Origin of the sequence: Fontibacter flavus, from assembly GCF_042432905.1 — a bacterium.
In the GTDB taxonomy this organism is placed as follows: Bacteria; Bacteroidota; Bacteroidia; order Cytophagales; family Cyclobacteriaceae; genus Fontibacter; species Fontibacter flavus.
Genome location: NZ_JBHLWI010000030.1, coordinates 1 through 19,148, shown reverse-complemented (window position 1 = coordinate 19,148; position 19,148 = coordinate 1). Strand labels below are relative to the sequence as shown.

Annotated in this window: 13 protein-coding genes and 1 pseudogene; 9 read left to right on the top strand and 5 right to left on the bottom strand. The window is 39.2% G+C overall.

Annotated features, from left to right (window positions below; all coding sequences use genetic code 11):
• The first annotated feature begins 36 nt into the window (after positions 1 to 36).
• From ACFFIP_RS11160 to ACFFIP_RS11140, 5 genes are all read left to right on the top strand, one after another.
• Entirely contained in the window at positions 37 to 717 is a 681-nt protein-coding gene (locus ACFFIP_RS11160) for a TetR/AcrR family transcriptional regulator (RefSeq protein ID WP_382387722.1), read from the top strand.
• Complete coding sequence (locus tag ACFFIP_RS11155; protein ID WP_382387720.1) at positions 707 to 2,407, top strand: peptidase domain-containing ABC transporter; 1,701 nt, start codon at positions 707 to 709, stop codon at positions 2,405 to 2,407. The genes ACFFIP_RS11160 and ACFFIP_RS11155 overlap by 11 nt, the downstream gene beginning before the upstream one ends.
• Positions 2,408 to 2,419: 12 nt before the next feature.
• The gene (locus ACFFIP_RS11150) at positions 2,420 to 3,769 is read left to right on the top strand and encodes an HlyD family secretion protein (RefSeq protein ID WP_382387719.1); all 1,350 of its coding nucleotides are present in this window, start codon (positions 2,420 to 2,422) and stop codon (positions 3,767 to 3,769) included.
• A gap of 5 nt (positions 3,770 to 3,774) precedes the next feature.
• On the top strand, positions 3,775 to 5,157 hold the full coding sequence (locus ACFFIP_RS11145; protein WP_382387718.1) for a TolC family protein: 1,383 nt from the start codon (positions 3,775 to 3,777) through the stop codon (positions 5,155 to 5,157).
• Between the two features lie 121 nt (positions 5,158 to 5,278).
• Entirely contained in the window at positions 5,279 to 5,602 is a 324-nt protein-coding gene (locus ACFFIP_RS11140) for a hypothetical protein (RefSeq protein WP_382387717.1), read from the top strand.
• A 50-nt stretch (positions 5,603 to 5,652) separates the two neighbouring features.
• Here ACFFIP_RS11140 and ACFFIP_RS11135 read toward each other — a convergent pair whose 3' ends face one another.
• The gene (locus ACFFIP_RS11135) at positions 5,653 to 7,113 is read right to left on the bottom strand and encodes a Gfo/Idh/MocA family protein (protein ID WP_382387715.1); all 1,461 of its coding nucleotides are present in this window, start codon (positions 7,111 to 7,113) and stop codon (positions 5,653 to 5,655) included.
• 221 nt (positions 7,114 to 7,334) lie between these two features.
• On the opposite strand from ACFFIP_RS11135, the gene ACFFIP_RS11130 reads away from it, so the two are divergent.
• On the top strand, positions 7,335 to 8,930 hold the full coding sequence (locus tag ACFFIP_RS11130; protein WP_382387714.1) for a beta-N-acetylhexosaminidase: 1,596 nt from the start codon (positions 7,335 to 7,337) through the stop codon (positions 8,928 to 8,930).
• A gap of 204 nt (positions 8,931 to 9,134) precedes the next feature.
• Here ACFFIP_RS11130 and ACFFIP_RS11125 read toward each other — a convergent pair whose 3' ends face one another.
• Positions 9,135 to 10,160: a zinc-binding alcohol dehydrogenase family protein gene (locus tag ACFFIP_RS11125; protein WP_382387713.1), complete on the bottom strand. Its 1,026-nt coding sequence runs from the start codon at positions 10,158 to 10,160 to the stop codon at positions 9,135 to 9,137.
• Positions 10,161 to 10,208: 48 nt separating this feature from the next.
• On the bottom strand, positions 10,209 to 12,674 hold the full coding sequence (locus ACFFIP_RS11120; RefSeq protein WP_382387712.1) for a glycoside hydrolase family 95 protein: 2,466 nt from the start codon (positions 12,672 to 12,674) through the stop codon (positions 10,209 to 10,211).
• A gap of 435 nt (positions 12,675 to 13,109) precedes the next feature.
• Between ACFFIP_RS11120 and ACFFIP_RS11115 the strand changes: the two genes are divergently transcribed.
• The 3 genes from ACFFIP_RS11115 to ACFFIP_RS11105 all read left to right on the top strand — a co-directional run bounded on the left by ACFFIP_RS11115 (position 13,110) and on the right by ACFFIP_RS11105 (position 17,979).
• Positions 13,110 to 14,456 (top strand): alanine/glycine:cation symporter family protein, encoded by a 1,347-nt coding sequence (locus ACFFIP_RS11115; RefSeq protein WP_382387711.1) that lies wholly within the window; start codon positions 13,110 to 13,112, stop codon positions 14,454 to 14,456.
• Positions 14,457 to 14,510: 54 nt separating this feature from the next.
• Positions 14,511 to 15,620 carry a glycerate kinase gene (locus ACFFIP_RS11110; RefSeq protein WP_382387710.1) on the top strand — a complete coding sequence of 370 codons (1,110 nt, stop codon included), beginning with the start codon at positions 14,511 to 14,513 and terminating at the stop codon, positions 15,618 to 15,620.
• A gap of 340 nt (positions 15,621 to 15,960) precedes the next feature.
• Entirely contained in the window at positions 15,961 to 17,979 is a 2,019-nt protein-coding gene (locus ACFFIP_RS11105; protein WP_382387709.1) for an alpha-amylase family glycosyl hydrolase, read from the top strand.
• Between the two features lie 366 nt (positions 17,980 to 18,345).
• Here the strand turns inward: ACFFIP_RS11105 and ACFFIP_RS11100 are convergent.
• Positions 18,346 to 18,615 (bottom strand): annotated as a pseudogene (locus ACFFIP_RS11100) (putative toxin-antitoxin system toxin component, PIN family); the annotation flags it as partial.
• A gap of 127 nt (positions 18,616 to 18,742) precedes the next feature.
• The gene (locus ACFFIP_RS11095) at positions 18,743 to 18,958 is read right to left on the bottom strand and encodes a hypothetical protein (protein ID WP_382387708.1); all 216 of its coding nucleotides are present in this window, start codon (positions 18,956 to 18,958) and stop codon (positions 18,743 to 18,745) included.
• Positions 18,959 to 19,148 lie beyond the last annotated feature (190 nt).

Below are 19,148 nucleotides of genomic sequence, written 5' to 3'. Positions count from 1 at the left end.
GCTTTACCGTTACATGTTTCATTGTAAGATCATACCATGGAAAGTATTCTTAAAAAAATTAGGGTGGATGTTAATGAGGATATCTTCCTCAAGGATCCATTCAGTTCAGAATTGGGGAAAGACATTATCAAGAACAGTCTGGATATGATGATAGAGCTCGGGTTTGAACAATTTACCTTTAAAAAGCTCTCTATTCGCATAGGATGTACGGAATCAGCGGTGTACAGGTACTTTGAAAATAAGCATAAAATGTTGCTTTTCTTTACTTCCTGGTACTGGGGTTATTTGGAAAAAAATTTGATTTTCGGTATTGCTAATATGTTAGATCCATTGAAAAAACTTGAAATCGCTATTAAAATATTAGTCAAAGGTCCAATTTTCACAGAAAATGATTTCATAGACCCTATTGCTCTTAGGAGATTATTGACAGATGAAGCCGCAAAAGCATTTATGACCAAAGAAGTTGACGAAGAATACCAAAAGGGCTTTTTTAATCATTATTTTAAGCTTGGGGAAAGGATAGCTAACATGATTTTAGAGATTAATCCTAATTTTAAATACCCAAAAACATTGGTGTCCACAGTAATGGAGTCCAGTTTGATGCAATCTTATTATTCCAAGCATCTTCCTGGACTTACCGAGCATCAGCCCGGAGATGAAAAAAGATTTGATTTTTTCAACCAACTTGTCTTCAAAACGATAAAAGATGAAAATTGAAGTAGCACTGACTCCAATGAAGCGTTTTTTTAAATTGCTTGATGGAGAGAAAAAGGAAGTATATGCCATATATTTCTACTCATTATTGAATGGTGGAGTTTCCTTGATATATCCTTTGGGTATTCAGGCAATCGTGAATTTTGTACTCGGAGGTAGGGTGAGCACTGCTTGGCTGATCATGGTTTTGGTCGTAGCCTTAGCGATTACATTCGGGGGTTATCTTCAGATTTCACAGTTATACCTGACAGAGAAACTGGAGCAAAGGTTATTCACCAAGACCGGTTTTAGTTTTGCGTATAGGTTGCCTAGACTTAAACTGGATGAACTGCAGGACAAGTATACTCCAGAATTGGTCAATAGATTCTTTGATGCAGTTAACCTTCAAAAAGGGGTTTCCAAAATTCTGATTGATTTTTCCTTTGCGACAGTTCAGATAGTCTTTGGCATGATCCTATTGGCTTTGTATAATGTGTTTTTTGTGATTTTCAGTTTGGCTTTGATTGGCTTGGTGGTATTGATTTTCTATTACACCAGTCCAAAAGGAATGGAAACAAACCTGAAAGTTTCAACACAGAAATATAAGACTGCTTATTGGTTGGAGGAAATTGGACGTACCATGGCGACTTTCAAGTTGGCAGGGAATTCAAAGTTGCCTTTCAACACAATTGACAAATTGTTAACTTCTTATGTGGATTACAGAAACAAGCATTTTGCGGTTTTGGTACTTCAGTACAAGGTGATGATTATTTTCAAGGCTTTGATTGTAACCACCTTATTAATAGTAGGTAGCTTGTTGTTAATTGATAACCAAATCAGTATTGGTCAATTTGTGGCGGCAGAAGTGGTAATCATTCTAATTGTCAGTTCAGTCGAGAAAGTAATACTTTCTTTGGACACAGTCTATGATACTTTAACTGCTACTGAAAAAATAGGTCAGATCATGGATTTGCCAATGGAGAGGCAGGAAGGCACTGAAAAATCTTTGTCAACCAACAATGAGAGTCTTCAGTTCGAAGTGAGAAACCTGAGTTTCAAAGCCAAGGATACCGAAGAGGATATTATTAAAGATTTGTCTTTCGAAATTAAGGCAGGAGAAAAAGTTGTTTTAACCGGTAAAAGTGGCAGTGGAAGAAGTACGCTTTTGTATCTGATGTCAGGATTATACAGTGACTACAGGGGTAGGATTATAGTCAATCACTTGCCTATTGACACGATGAATCTGGACAAGTTACGCAGTTATATAGGAGACAGCCTTTCTCATCAATCAGTTTTTCACGGTTCTATCTACGATAACATTACCCTACAGAAAGATGTGGAAGATAAGCATGTTAGGGAAATCATTGAATTAGTTGGTCTAAGAGAGTACATTTATAGACTTCCTGAGGATTGGCACACGGTCTTAATGCCTGAGGGTAAAAAGTTGAGCAAGACAATCATCAGTAAAATCATTCTAGCAAGATGTTTGGTCAATTTCCCTAAGGCCCTTTTGTTGGAAGATATCATATCCTGGTTTGAGACTGAAGAAAAAGAAAAGTTTGTAAAATACCTGTTAAATGGAAATTGGACTTTAGTAATGATATCTGAAGACCCTGAAACTATCAAGAAATTCCCTAGGGTTATTGCTCTGAATGAAGGAAGGCTGGAATTTGATGGAACTCCAGAAGAATATTTAAAAGGAAAAAGTAATTAAACCCCATTTAAGATGTTAGACATTTCGAGAAATAAGATCGGGGAAAATGTTTCCTTTAAGGAATACAAGAGTATGGGAATGAGTTTCCCCTCGAATGAAAGTAAAAAGAGAATCCAGATCTTGATTTGGATTTTGGTTGTTGCTTTTTTGTTTCTTTTCCTTCCATGGACGCAGAATATACGTTCTAAAGGATTTGTGACTGCCTTGAGACCAGATCAAAGGCCACAGACTGTTCATTCTATCATAGCTGGGCGAATTGAAAACTGGTACGTTGCAGAGGGTGATTATGTGCAAAAAGGAGATACTGTATTAATGGTTTCTGAGATCAAGGATGACTATTTTGATCCATTGCTATTAGAAAGGACCAAATTACAGGTAGACGCAAAAACCATGTCTGCAAAATCCTACTCGGAAAAAGTTAAATCTTTGGAAGTTCAGGTTCAGGCCTTGAGAGAAAACAATGTTCTCAGAAAGGAACAGGCAGAGAATAGGCTTAAAATGGCAGAGCTCCAGGTCACTTCTGACAGTATTCGATTTGAGCAGGCAAAAGTCAACTTCAAAATTGGAGAGGAGCAACTCAGAAGGGCTGAAAAGCTTTATAAGGAAGGTTTGAGATCTTTGACTGATTTTGAACAGAGGGAACTTAGATTTCAGGAAGTTCAGGCAAGTTTGATATCCGCTGAAAACAGGTTATTGTCAAGCATCAATGCCAGAATTGCTGCAAATATTGAATTGAATGCCATAGACAATGACTTTAGGGATAGAATGGCCAAAGCACAGGCAGACATGTTTGAATCCATGTCTGCCCAGTTTGATGCTGAAGCCACTGCTACAAAGCTTCAGAATCAATATTCCAATTATGAAGTCAGGTCTGGATTTAGATATATTCTAGCGCCTCAGGATGGTTATATTACTAAGGCTATTCAGGTGGGTATTGGAGAAACCATCAAAGAGGGGGCAGAAATCATCAGTATTTTACCTGGTAATGCCCAATTGGCTGTGGAAATGTTTGTTGATCCTGTAGATTTTCCTTTGATCCGCTTGGGCAATAAAGTCAGGTTTATCTTTGATGGCTGGCCGGCCATCGTATTCTCAGGTTGGCCTCAATTGACCAATGGTACATTTGGAGGGATTGTTCATGCTATTGATAACTTTTCAGGTGTTGATGGAAAATACAGGATCTTGGTGGTGGAAGATCCAGAGGATAAGCCTTGGCCTGATGCATTAAGGATTGGTTCAGGAGCAGATGGCATAGCTTTATTGAATGATGTCCCATTATGGTATGAACTCTGGCGAAAATTGAATGGCTTCCCGGCCGACTATTATACAGCTAGAGAAAAGGCAGAGAATAAGAAGAAATAGGAGGGATGAGAAAACTGCTGATAATTGTTATACTTCTTTATTCCCAAGGACTGCTTGGACAGGAGCTACTTACCTACGAAAACTATTTGGAATGGGTAAGGTCTTATCATCCTGTAGCCAAGTTAGGTGACGTTAATTTACGCTTTGGTGATCAGACACTAAGGGCATCACGTGGGGCTTTTGATCCTTATGTGTATGCAGATATGGAAAGAAAGCGTTTCAAGGATACCGATTACTTTGATAAAAGGGAGGCTGGAATTGTTGTCCCTACTTGGGGAGGTGTGGAGCTTAAAGGATTAGTGGAACAGAATACCGGTTCTTTTCTGAATGCTGAAAGGACTGTCCCGCCTGATGGTTTGATTGCAGCAGGTGCCTCTGTTAACATTGGTCAGGGTTTATTCATTGACAAAAGAAGGGCTGCTTTAAGGCAGGCACAGATTTACAGGGATGCCACAAAAGCCGAAAGAGACCAGATTTTGAATAACCTTTATTTGGATGCCACAGATGCTTATTGGACTTGGGCTTCTGACTATAATAAACTAAAAATTCTTGAAGAGGGAGTTAAACTAGCAGAACAGCGCTTTATCATGGTCAAGGAAAGTTATGAACTTGGTGATTTACCTGCTATTGATACAGTGGAAGCCTATACACAGGTTATGGACAGGATCTACAGGTTCCAAAATGCTCAGATTAATTTCTTTAGGTCAACACAGTTGATCAATACCTTTCTTTGGGATGAAGAAGAAGAACCGATGGATCTCGCTAGCGGTATTTTTCCTGAAGATGTTTTGGAGGCTTTAGTGTTTGATTATAGTAAAGAATCTCTGAGAGAGTACATTTTGCAGCATCCAGAACTTCAATTAAAGGATTTTGATATTGCTAGTACTGAAGTTGAAAGGAGGTATAAAGCGGAGCTCCTTAAACCGGTTTTGAAAGTGAATTATAACTTCCTGACTGAAAATTTCAATCAGATGACAGTTTCCCCTTTTTTAGAAAATAATTATAAAATGGGTTTTACTTTCGGTATGCCTCTGTTTCTGAGAAGGGAAAGAGGTGAATTGGGATTGACCAAAGCCAAACTGGAATTTAAGAATTACGAAAGAGATCTTAAGCTGCTACAGTTGAAAACCAAGTTGGAAAGTGAGATTTACAACTTTGAAACAGTAGAAGATCAACTGAAGGTATATTTTAATAATGTCAATGGCTTGCAGCGTCTTCTTGATGGTGAAATGATGCGATTTGAAATAGGGGAAAGTTCACTCTTCCTTATCAATGCCCGTGAAGTGAGTTTGTTCAACGCCCAAGTGACACTGAACGAATTAGCTGCCAAAAGGAAAACTGCCTATGCAAAGATGCTCAATGCTGCCGGTCTTGGATTTGATGAGTAAGGCCTGATGTAGGAAATCAAAAAAAGAAATCTACCAAGACAAAGCATAAAAAATAAACCTCTGATTATAAAGTGTTCAACATTATAATCAGAGGTTTTTTTATTGTAATTCTACCTTGATAATGCGCCCATTAGGAATGGATAAAGGTTTAAAACAAAATTTGTTTCTTTCGATTTTGGCTTTATCTAGTCTTGTGATTTCATTATTTGTACTTTTTCCTTTTGCGATGAGCGCAGAAGAGGAGGGATTTAGTAAATTAATTTCATCAATTCTTTTTTATCTCTTGCAATTACTTTCTTTCATCATGACTTTTTTAATAATTGGCAAGAGTATGATCCTTATTCAATTAAAACAAAATCATGGTTACATAGGTCTTTTGATTGGACTACTTTTGGTGTTGGTATTTGTCTTTGAAGCAGCTTGGTTAATCAGAAAAATCCCATGATTTCATAAAAAATCCTCTCAAATAGAATTATCTGAGAGGATTTATTTGAATTATAAGCTCCAGCCTTCCCTGTACGTTCTTTTTACAAATTGGTTGGCAGGCTCAAAGTTGGTAACTTTCATATTTGGACCATCCCAGACAAGTTTGATACCTCTTCCAGGGAAATCAAATCTATTGGAACCATCGTTTCGAGGAACTCTATAATCATAACTTCTAATCGCCAAATTTCCCATCAAAACAGACTCTGTTAAAGGGCCTGCTACGGAGAAAGGTGAACTCAAGACAGAATATTCCTTACTTCCATAACCGGCAATGCAAGCTTCAACCCAGTTGTTGTAATGACCTCTATCACCACCAGGAACCCTATATTCTGTTTGTGGAACATTGATTTCCTGCGTCCTTGAGGTTGGTAATAACTGTGGGTTCATTCCATAAGTGCCGCACATCATTTTACCTTTTGTACCTTCTATGATGACCCCATTTCCACCATCGCCCATTACTTCATTTGGTCCCAATTCCAGAGGCCTTGTCGGTTGTATCCCCCCATCCATCCAGTGAAACTCAAGGTCTTCCTTACCTTCCTGTTTGAATCTCAAAGTGATATGCGAAGAAGGAGGACAGCTTTCCGGGAAATAGCCTCTTTGAAACTCTCCCACATAGACAGAGCCTACACTGCATTCTGCGGATTCCGGATATCCTAATCCTAAAACCCTAAAAGCAGGTTCCATGATATGGCATGCCATGTCTCCAAGTGCACCTGTACCATAATCCCACCAACCTCTCCAATTGAATGGAATCAAATTGGGAACGTAATCTTTGTAGGGTGCTGAGCCCAACCATAAGTCCCAATCTAATGTTGGGGGAGGAGTGGATGTTTCGGATGGCCAAGGAATTCCTTGTGGCCAAACTGGTCTATCAGTCCAACAATACACTTTAGTAGCTTCCCCGATCAATCCTGCATTATACCATTCGACCATTTGCCTTACGCCATCTCCCGAAGAACCTTGATTGCCCATTTGTGTTACGACTTTGTATTTGTCAGCCGCCTCAGTTAACATCCTGGCTTCATAAATATCATGAGAAAGAGGTTTTTGAACATATACATGTTTTCCTAACTGCATGGCAGCCATAGCCTGCACTGCATGCATGTGGTCAGGAGTGGAAACCGTTACCGCATCGATATTGCTGTGCTCTTTGTCCAGCATTTCTCGGTAATCTCTATAATATTTTGCTTTAGGATGTGCTTCTACACTTCCTTTTGCCCTAACATCATCCACATCGCAAAGTGCTATAAAATCTGCTTTTCCACTATTGAATACTCCTCTAACATCTCCTGCTCCCATACCACCTACACCAATACCTGCCACCCTTAATCTATCAGATGGAGCAATAAAGCCCGGTCCTCCTATTACATGCCTGGGCACAAAATAAAAACCTGCCAGAGCGGTAGCAGATGCTTTTATGAAATTTCTTCTTGAGTTATCTTCTCCAGTTCTCTTATTTTTTTCCATTTGGTTGGATTAGGTTTATTAGTTTAAAAGATTTTATTCATTCCAATTTATCAAAAAAATGCCTTATTGGCCCTATTCGGAATTAATTTGGTAATAAAGGATATATTATATGATAAGTGGAGCACTCTAGGCTTGAATTAACTTTTCAATAAATGGCACAAACTTTTTTAAAAAATTTAAGTAAGTTTGAGTTTCAATAAATAACAACCATCCAACAATTTATGAAAATTCAACAAAGCATTTATTCCATTCTCTTCCTTATTGCTGTAATTGGGTTTTATTCCTGTTCCAATGAGAAAGTGGCCCCTTTAACCGCCCATAGTATTATTCCTTTACCAGTTTCTGTTTCGGATAGTAAAGGAAGTTTCTCTCTTAATGCGGACACGAAAATTGTGACAATTGGCGAAAATTCTCAGTTGGCTTTATTGTCAGAACTCTTTAAGTCAGATATTCAATCATTAACAGGGATTTTACTTTCCTCTTCAGAACAGGAGCAAGAAAATGCCATTGTTTTTGAAATAACTTCAGGTATGAATCCCGAAGCCTATAAATTATCGGTAGACAAAAACCAAATCAGGGTTATAGCTTCAGATGTGGCAGGTTTATTTTACGGTGCCCAAACGATAAAGCAATTGATTCCTTCTCATGGTGCAAACAAAGCTAAAAACAATAAATTTCTAGTTGCAGCTGGAACGATTGAAGACGCGCCAGAATATGGATATAGAGGTATGATGTTGGATGTAGCAAGGCATTTCTTTAGCGTTGAAGACGTCAAGCATTTGATCGATCAGATTGCTGAATATAAAATCAATCATCTACACCTTCACCTTTCAGATGATCAGGGCTGGAGAATTGAGATTAAATCATGGCCATTATTGACCACCATCGGGGGAAGTACCCAAGTTGGTGGACAAGGAGGTGGTTTTTATACCCAAGAAGATTATAAGGACATAGTCAAATATGCCCAAGACCGCTTCATTACAATAGTTCCTGAAATTGATATGCCTGGCCATACCAATTCTGCACTTGCTTCTTATGGGGAGTTGAATCCAGGAATTACAGTGCCTGAAAAGGGCGCTTTGAGATATGATAGGACTAATTTGGGTGTAGATGGTATGGCAACTCCTTTGTATACCGGAATAGAGGTTGGATTCAGTACTTTGGCTACCAATAAAGAAGTTACGTACCGCTTCATTGAAGATGTCATCCGTGAAATCTCTGAATTGACACCTGGTCCATATTTCCATATCGGCGGGGATGAATCCCATGTTACAGCCATGGAAGATTATATACCTTTTATTGAAAGGGCTCAGGAAATTGTCACCAAATATGGTAAAAAGACACTTGGTTGGGATGAAGTGGCCCATGCCAAATTACTTCCAACTTCTGTAGCACAATATTGGGCAAAAGCTGAAAATGCCATAATGGCCATTGAGCAAGGATCTCAGGTTTTGATGTCTCCAGCGGTAAAGGCTTATTTGGATATGCAGTATGATTCTACGACCCACCTCGGATTACACTGGGCTGCTTATATAGAATTGGATGAGGCTTACAATTGGGATCCAACAGAACTAGAGGAGCAGATCAAAAGGGAAAATATCCTAGGGGTGGAAGCACCTCTTTGGACTGAAACCATCGTCACCCGTTCGGACATTGAATATATGACCTTCCCAAGGTTGACAGCCATAGCTGAAATTGGTTGGACACCGAAAAATCTTAGAAATTGGGAATCCTATAGCAAGCGTATCGCTTGGCATGGTCAAAGATGGGAAGCTCAAGGTAAAAACTTTTATAAGTCTCCAAAGGTAGAGTGGTAGAGAGAAGCGAGAGAGGAGATTTTAGTGACAAAAAATACTTGATTTTGCAAATCTAAAGGTGGATGTCGGAAGTAATATTTCGGAGAATGGACACCATGAAAATTCTTGAAGTCAGGAATGCATAGAAAAAGCTAAAATAACTTCGAAGAGTTTGAACCTATAATAACCCTTGGTATTATAACACAGGGTTATTATAGGTTTTATTTACAGCTCTACAATGGCTTTGATCACAAATTGGTTTCCAAAAAAGAGATCTTCGAATTGATCCGGAAGCTCATCAAAGCAGATCCTATGGGTAATCCAAAAATCGGTATTGATTTTTCCATTTTCTATCAGCTCTATGATTTGCTTAAAATCCCTGCCCAAAGCATTTCTACTTGCCATTAAGGTCAATTCCTTTCTGTGAAAAAGGGGATCATGAAAACAGAAATCCCCTTGGTAAAGACCGATAAAGACGATCTTACCCCCATGGGCAGCCAATTCCAAGGTTGTTTTCATTGATTCAGGATTTCCTGTAGCGTCCAAAATGACCGTTGGGAGATCCCCATCAAATAATTTTCTTAACACATCAACAATCGGAAAGTTCTGATCTTTTAGGTGTATGGTGTCTTTGATGCGAAGTTTTGATTGACAAACCGCCAGCCTTTCTGCATTGATGTCCATCACCACTACTTCCTTGCTTGCCAATGTAGCAAACTGTGCTGTGGCCAATCCTATAGGACCTGCCCCGATCACCAAGATTTTATCTTCTTTAACAGGAGCTGCTCTTTGAATGGCGTGGTATCCAATGGCCAATGGTTCAATCAGGGCCAATTGCCAGTAGCTTAGGCTTAAAGAGGGATGTAAGTATTTGGCATCGATTTTAAAGTATTCCCTCATACCTCCGTCCTCATGGACTCCAAAAACGGAAATGTTTTCTCCACAATTGGTTTTGCCTCTTCTTACTGCCTGATCTAGAGTTCTGTTGAAGTAAGGTTCCACCGAGCACTTGTCCCCAACCTTCAAATGGTACACTTCATCCCCAAGTGCAATTACCTCCACCCCCAGCTCATGTCCCAAAATCCTTGGATAGGTAAAAAAAGGCTGTCTCCCTTTGAAAGCATGGATGTCTGTCCCACAGATGCCTATTCGGTGGACTTTTACCAAAGCTTCATGAGAGCTTAAATTTTCAGGCATTTCATGCACTTGGGCTATTAACTTTCCCGCTTCCTGCAATATGATGGCTTTCATTTTTTGCTGTTTAAAGGGTTTGATTTTAGTGAATTTAGTATTTAGAGATTATATGACATGCAGGGTATAAACCTGGTCTTTCTCTGTTGGGAAATCATAAACCAAAGTTGGCTTGAGCTCCAATAATTGGATTTCTGATTTCCCTGAAATGACCGGTTTCGGGGTGTTTTCTATAAAAAAGAATGGATTCGGATTTACTCCACTGGCCTGAGTTGGTGAAATACCATTTTCAAAAAACAGTGCTTCAGCACTTCGGATTCTAAGGTTTCCTCCCAAATCTGATCGGATGATGAGTTTGTCAACTTTACCATTTTCCCAGCTCAGTTCCACAATCTCAAAACCCCCTCTCGCTTTCAAACCTGTCACTTTGCCATTGGGCCAAACATCCGGTAAGGCTGGCAAAATATGTATTTCACCGTTTGCACTCTGAAGCAACATTTCGGCAATTCCTGAAGTACAACCAAAATTCCCATCAATCTGGAAAGGGGGATGGGCATCAAAAAGGTTATTATAGGATCCTCCTGCTTCAAAACTTCCTGATACTGGGCTTAATTGGTTCTGGATGAGTTTGTAAGCATGATTTCCATCCAGTAACCTTGCCCACCAATTGACTTTCCATCCCATACTCCATCCCGTGGAAATATCCCCTCTATGGATCAGGGTAGTTTTGGAAGCACTAGCCAATTCAGGTGTTAGGTAAGGTGAAATCTGATTGGAAGGATAGAGCCCATAAAGATGTGAAATATGCCGGTGTTTGTCTTCCGGATCATCGATATCCTTCAGCCATTCCTGAAGCTGTCCATATTGACCTATATGCATGGGGGGAAGTTTTTCCCTCAGCTGTACCAAAGAATCCAGAAAGCTTTTGTCCTCCCCAGCCAATTCACCTGCCCTTAAAGCGGTACTGAAAACGTCAAAGACAAGTTGGTTGTCCATGGTAGTGCCTGCATCAAGAGAGGTGCCTTCATGCGCCTGAGGTGCATTTTCAGGCGAGGTTCCGGGATTTACTACCAACCAATCCTGATCAGGATGGGGAACCAGAAAGTCCATATAGAACTCAGCAGCACCTTTTAGGATGGGATATATGCGACGCAGAAAATCTATGTCGCCTGTATAAAGGTAATGTTCCCACAGATGCTGGCTAATCCAGCCACCACCACCATTCCAGATGCCCCAGAAAATATCATCTACAGGGCCAGTAATTCTCCAAATATCGGTATTGTGATGTGCCATCCAGCCTCTTGTTCCATACATCTCCTTTGCTGTCTGTTTTCCCGTAACTGCCAACTCCTCTACCATCTTCAGAAAGGGCTCATGAAGTTCTGATAAATTGGTCTTTTCAGCAGGCCAATAATTCATTTGGGCGTTGATATTGATGGTGTATTTGCTGTCCCAAGGTGGATTGAGCCTGTGGTTCCATATTCCTTGAAGATTAGCAGGCTGGCCTCCTGGCTGGGAGGATGATATCAACAGATATCTTCCATATTGGAAATACAAGGATACAAGATGAGGGTCATTTCCTGTTTTAAAGTTTTTCAGTCTTTCATCAGTTGGGAGTTTGCTGGCCTCTGTACTTCCTAAATCAAGGCTAACCCTGTCGAAATAGGATTTGTATTTATCGATATGGTCTGCTTTTAATACTTCATAAGATTTTTGGCTTGCCTGGACAAGGTATTTCTCAGCGCCCTGGATTTCATCTCCTGAAATATCCTTATAGCTCTTGAAGTTGGTGGCAATGGATATATAAATCAGGACTTCATCAGCATTTTGGATTTCCAAGATCTCCCCGGAAGTTTTCATTTGTCCGCCCTTGTTTTTAAAAGAGGCAATTCCCCTAAACCTCACCAAGCCTTCTACACCTTCATGACTGGAAGTGATTCCGGAAATCAACAAGCGGGAATCCTTTTCACAGGAAAAAAGGGCAGAAGTATGGGGACTTGAAAACCGGGCCTGAAAATTCAGTTTCCCGGCTTGGTCCGCACTCAATCGGAGGACAATCACCTGATCCGCAAGGGAGGCGAAAGCTTCTCTTTTGAAGGTGATGCCATTTACGGTGTATTGGGTGCTGGTGATGGCATTTTCAATGTCCAATTCCCTGTAATAATTTTCGAATGCTTCATGACCGCGAAATTTCAGAAGAAGGTTCCCAACAGGTTGATACATTTGACCATTGGATTTTTTGGTCTGTATTTTTTCTCTGGCCAATTGCTCAGCTTTTTTATATTCTCCGTCAAATATCAATTTCCTGATTTCCGGAATTGCTTCCAATGCGTCTGAATTATCGTTTCGGTTGGGGCCCCCGGACCAAACGGTTTCTTCATTGAGTTGGATGATTTCCTCACCTACATTTCCGTAAACCATTGCGCCCAAGCGACCATTACCGATAGGCAGGGCATTTTCCCAAGTTTCACCAGAAGGCTGCTCGTACCAGAGTTTGAGTCGCGGTTCTATTTGGGCAGTGCTTTGATAAATTATGATAATATAGGCTAGAGTTATTAAGGTTTGCTTCAACATATGTTTTGAAAATAGTTTGATGCTAATTATCAGCTTTCAAATCCCGACTTTATTCACCTTTCTTTAGATAATCAGTAGGTTGAATATATCCATTATTTTGCAATTCGAATATAAGTTGAATAGCCAGGAAGCTATCCCGGCTCATTCCAAATATGAGTCCTTAATAACCTGAACTTATATAATTTTGAGGATTTTTTAAGATTTCCTTTAACTCTATGGGATGAAAATATATTTTTTCTTCATGGACAATTTGTAATAATAGCAACTCAACATAAGTCTTATCGTCTGTAAATAGTACTTTGTATACGGTATATCCTTTCAGTCTTAAGGGATGTGACTTTTTCTATACATAATTTGGCAGGTAGCAAATTCCTCTTGCCATTTGTCTTTTCCAAAAATTGCCATTAATATGCTGTTTCATTTGTAATGTAAATAATGGGACAATTTATAATTGACTTCAGTAACTGGATTTGGGATACTCCGATGCTTATTTTGTTGATGGGAGGTGGGATGATTTTGTTTCTGTATTCCGGTTTTTTGCCTTTTAGGTACTTTGGACATGCTTTGAAGGTTGTAAGAGGCAAATATGATGATGAGAACCTTCCTGGACAGATTTCCTCCAGACAGGCACTATCAGCAGCTATTGCCGCGACTGTTGGTTTGGGTAATATTTCAGGTGTGGCCATTGCCATCAATATGGGTGGGCCTGGTGCTATATTTTGGATGTGGATGTCAGCATTTGTGGGGATGGCAACCAAGTATTTCTCCTGTAGTTTGGCCATCATGTACAGGGGAAAGGACAGTGCTGGAGAAGTACAGGGAGGCCCAATGTATGTTATTGAAGAAGGCATGGGGAAGAAATGGAAGCCATTGGCTATTTTGTTTTCAGTTGCAGGAGTTTTGGGATTGTTGGCGATTTTTCAGGCCAATCAGCTGACAGCTGTTCTTAGATCAGTTTTACTTCAACCTAATGGACTTGACCATGGGGAAAGCACAAAATGGATTCTAGGCATTTCCATGATGATAATCGTGGCCATTGTGATATTGGGAGGCATCAAGAGAATTGCTGCTGTGGCGTCCAAACTGGTACCCTTTATGGTGTTACTATATTTTGCTACCGTTTTATTGATTATGTTCAAATTTTACGAAAACATTCCTTCTATGCTTTGGCTGATTTTAGAGGACGCCTTCACAGGTCAGGCAGTAATGGGCGGAGCAGTAGGAGCTGTCATGGTGATTGGAGCTAGAAGAGCTGCTTTCTCCAATGAAGCCGGCATTGGAACTGCACCTATGGTTCATGGTGCATCCAAAAACAATGAACCTGTAAGAGAGGGGCTGATCGCTATGTTAGGGCCATTTATCGATACGGTGGTAGTATGTACCCTGACAGCTTTGGTGATTTTATTGACCGGAGTTTGGGAAACTACTGAAAATGATGGGGTAAGATTGACACTTTCTGCATTTGAGATGGGTTTGCCAGGATTTGGAAAATACCTGCTGATGATGGCAGTTTTGGTTTTTGCCTTGTCTACCATGTTTACCTATTCCTATTATGGGCATAAATGTTTCAATTATCTTTTTGGGGCAGAAAAAGCAAAATATTATAACTATTTCTACTTGGTAACCATAGTAGGTGGCGCTGTGGTTTCTTTGGAAGTAGTAGTCAGTTTTATAGATGGAATGTATGCGATCATGGCTATTCCTACGATGATTTCGACCATTTATTTAGCACCGAAAGTGAAAGCTGCAACAAAAGATTATTTTGAGAGAATGAGGGCATGATTCTCATGCTTTCATTTGTCAGGCCACTTATAATCCTTTCAATGGAATTAGAATATGAAAATTCTCATTGCCCCAAATGCATTTAAAGGAACCATAGAAGCAGATGAGGCGGCTGAAATTATTCAACAGGCAATTTTAAAAACAAATCAAAATGCCCGAACAGAGATGCTGCCCATTGCTGATGGGGGAGATGGTACCTGTTATTTGTTGGCCAAGACTTTGGGATTAGAGCGCATAGAATGTTGGGCATTAGATGCTTTGGGAAGGCCCATTTCAGGTTTTTACTTTTTAGACAGGGAAAACAAAACAGTTTATCTTGATGTCTCTACTGCTTCCGGGATAAAACATCTTCACAATTTTGAAAAATCACCTTTTATCAGCAGTAGTTATGGCACCGGGGAATTAATTGTTGATGCCCTAAAGCAAGGTGTTCAGCATGTGGTGCTGGGTTTGGGAGGTTCTGCTACGATTGATTTGGGATTAGGAATTTTGGCGGCTTTAGGATTTAAATTTTTGGATGAAAAAGGAAGGAATATCCCGATTTTTTCCGGGAATTTCTTCTCCAAGATCAGGTATATCCAAAGACCCATAACAAAATCAACCCTTTCTTTTACCTGCCTTTGTGATGTCCGTAACACATTTTTTGGGGAAAAGGGAGCAATTCCTGTTTTTGGGCCACAGAAAGGCCTTCAGAAAAGTGAAATTACTGAATTTGAACAAAGCAGTAAAAAAGTATTGGAACTGCTCTGTGAAAAAACAGGAAGCGTGATTCAGGACCAAGAGGGTTTTGGTGCAGCTGGAGGGATTGCCTATGGTTTATCTTTTTTCTTCCCCGTGGAAATGAAAATGGGAGCAAAGTGGTTTTTTGAACAGGTTAACTTGACAGAAAAACTCAATTGGGCTGATTGCATACTTACCGGTGAAGGGCAATTTGATGAGCAATCTGCTGGAGGCAAAGGAAGTTATGAATTGTTACAACTCTCGAAAGCCCTTAATAAAAAGACCATTTTGATTACTTCAGGTAATGGGGCTGAAGGTGCAGGTTTTGAAGAGGTTATCCGACTTCCTGATTTGGATTTTACACAAGAAAGATACATGATTCAGGCCAAAGAAAATCTTGAAAAAGCAATTTTGGAGTACGCTCATTTGTTTTCAGATGTTTGACTTATTGATAGATTTTTGAAAATTAAAGCCAGACTCTTACTTTTAGAGCAGGAGGGGAGTTTTATTCCTGATGGGATCAGAAGGGGTACCTACCTTATGAAAAATCTGTTATCAGCTATAAGAATTTTGGCAATGTACTAAATTTATTTGTGAGATGATCGGTGAACTTAACAGTAGGGTATTAATAGAAGGTTTTGGAATGATTTCGGATATATATCTATTAATATCTCATACCAACAAATATTTTGTCCTCTAAAAACCTACTAATATTTGCTTGATTGCAGAATAGTGGAAATACATATTTATTTATATCTTTAAGTCAAACCTAAATTGATTTTTTGTGGAAAAGAAACAAATTTTAACCCTTATCAAAGAAGAAGAATGGCTTAAAGACTTTTCGGAAGATGTAACCGAAAGATACTTGAGGTATAAATACTCCTTGAAAGATATAGAAAATGAGTTTGGTAGTATTTTGGAATTTGCCAGAGCCCATGAATATTTTGGTGTACATTTTGACAAGATTAGAAATGGTTGGGTGTACAGAGAATGGGCTCCAATGGCAAATCACCTTTATCTTACTGGAGATTTTAACCATTGGAGCCGTTACAGTCATCCTCTAAAAAGGAACTACCGGGGAGATTGGGAGATATTTTTACCCTATGAAGATTATAAAAATAGTTTTGTACATGGCTCAAAAATCAAAGTCCATGTAGAAGCGTCAAATGGTTCCTTGGATAGGATTCCTGCATACATCCGCAGGGTAATTCAGGATGAGGTTAGCCATGATTTTGCAGGACAGCTTTGGTTTCTTGAAAATGGATTTTCCTGGTCAGATCACGATTTTGACCCTTCCGACAATCTATTGCAGCCATTGATCTACGAATGTCATGTGGGGATGGCACAGGAAAAAGAAGGTGTGGGCACCTATTTGGAATTCGCTGAAAATATTCTTCCAAGAGTAAAACAAGCGGGTTATAATACCATTCAGATGATGGCGATTATGGAACATCCTTATTATGGATCTTTTGGCTATCATGTTTCTAATTTTTTTAGTCCTACATCAAGGTTTGGAACTCCTGAAGACCTTAAATACCTGATCAATAAGGCGCATAAAATGGGGATTTCGGTAGTGATGGACTTAGTTCATTCCCATGCTGTCAAAAATGTCAATGAAGGTTTGAATGAATTTGATGGTTCAGACCAGCAATATTTTCATCCTGGAGAAAGAGGATATCATGAAGGATGGGATTCCAAGCTGTTTGATTATGGTAAAAAAGAAGTAAGGCAATTTCTGCTTTCCAATATCAGGTATTGGATGGAAGAATTTCATTTTGATGGATTCCGTTGGGATGGTGTGACTTCAATTTTATACCATCATCATGGACATATTGATTTTGACAATCCGATAAAATATTTCAGAGAGGGAGTAGATTGGGATGCGGTCATCTACCTCCAATTGGCCAATAAACTCATCCATGATTTTTCAAGACAGGCCATTTCTATTGCTGAAGAAGTGAGTGGTATGCCGGGACTTTGCAGGAGGCATGAGGAAGGCGGTTTGGACTTTGATTACCGTCTTGGTATGGGAATTCCTGATTTTTGGATCAAAACACTTAAACATAAACCGGATGAACATTGGGATATGTTTGAAATGTGGTATGAACTGACCAATAGACCCAAAAAGGAAAGAACTATTGCCTATGCAGAATCACACGATCAGGCTTTGGTAGGTGATAAATCCATAGCTTTTTGGTTGATGGACAAAGAGATGTATTCCAGTATGTCCAAATTACAGAGCAGTCTTGTAGTGGATAGGGGAATTGCCTTGCACAAAATGATCAGACTTATTACCATTTCACTTGGAGGAGAGGGTTACCTTAATTTTATGGGAAATGAGTTTGGGCACCCAGAATGGGTTGATTTCCCTAGGGAAGGTAATAATTGGAGTTACCAATATGCCAGGAGACAGTGGTCTTTGGCTGATACAGATCATCTTCGCTATCAAGATCTTAATCTTTGGGATCGGGATATGATACAACTTATCAGAGAACATCAGGTATTGGCAGCAGCCCATGCCGAACAATTATTCTTGGATGCTGAAAAGAAAATTCTTATTTATAAAAGATCAGATTTGATTTTTGTGTTTAGTTTTAATGTTACGGATTCTTTTTTTGGATACGAGTTTGAGGTTCCAGAACCCGGTAATTTCAGGATAATCCTGAACTCCGATAACAAGAAATATGGAGGATTTGACAGGGTTTCTGAAAAATTTGATTACGCTACAGATAAAAACAGGAAGATCAAATTGTATCTTCCAAATAGAACAGCGATGGTTTTAAAGCAAGTGGGTAAAAAGTAATGGGCCTTATAAAGGCCCATTATTATATACAATGACGATCATCAACTAAACTAAAAGAGAAAAGCCTTACTCTCCTTATGAGCAGTAGGATTAACCCCTGTCATTGCATCTTATTCTCTTTTACAACGACAAACTCTCTTCTAGGTTCTTGAAATTGCTTAAAAATTCGAATTTTCTGATAAACGGTAAATTCTGGACATTAGACTATTAACGGGATTCAGCTTCGAGACGGCGGGCTTTCGGAACCGTTCGCTTCCAACCTACTTCTAACTTAAAGATACTGAATTTTCAATTTACTCTGAACCGCCCGCTGTATCCAAGGTGATGTTGTGGTGTTCCCGTTTAAGCGGGACAGGCTGTGATTTTTTATCCCTGAGAAATGAATTCAGTCCAAGAAACTATTTTTGTCTTCTCTATCTTCCCTATTACTAATAAATCAGAATCTCCTGTTACTAAGAAATCTGCTTTACCATCAACCGAAAGACTCAATAAGAAATTATCTTTTGGATCTCTACATTCATTGATTTTTGATTCCACCTTTATTAATTCCCCAAAAGCTTCAATTTGGGTCAGAAGTGTTTTGATATCTGATTTTTTAAAAAATCTTTTGAATTTGGGCCTTTCTGAAACCTCTAAAAACTCTTCTAGCTATTCTTGCGAAAAAATCAGTGTTACTGCCCCAGATTCAAGAAGGACATCCAATTCCTTTTGCCTTTTGGAGATCAAAAAACTTATCCACAGATTAGTATCTAGAATTACCCTCCTATTTTTCATACCGGGCTTTGCGGACTGCTTCAACCTCTTTAGTAATTTCTTCTAAACTTGGGGCTTCATTTGACTTACTCCTGAATTTTTTCAATACTTCAGAAAAAGCATTCTCAGAATCCTCTTTCCTAATCCTTATCAAATCCAAATTTGCCAAGTCTTTCAAAAGGGCTTTGGCTTTGGGATTCAATATATCAATTCTAATAGTTTCCATTTTTTTTCAATCATTCTTAAAGATACGAATATTTTAAATCGGAGATCGTTTTATCATGCACCACAACGTCAGACTGTGAAAAAAGCCTCTCCTGTTTTTTAGTTGGCTATTCCACAATCTCCTTAAATTTAGTAAATTTAGTTGAGGTTATTTTTAACAATCCTATTTTATCTCTATGCACTATATCCAA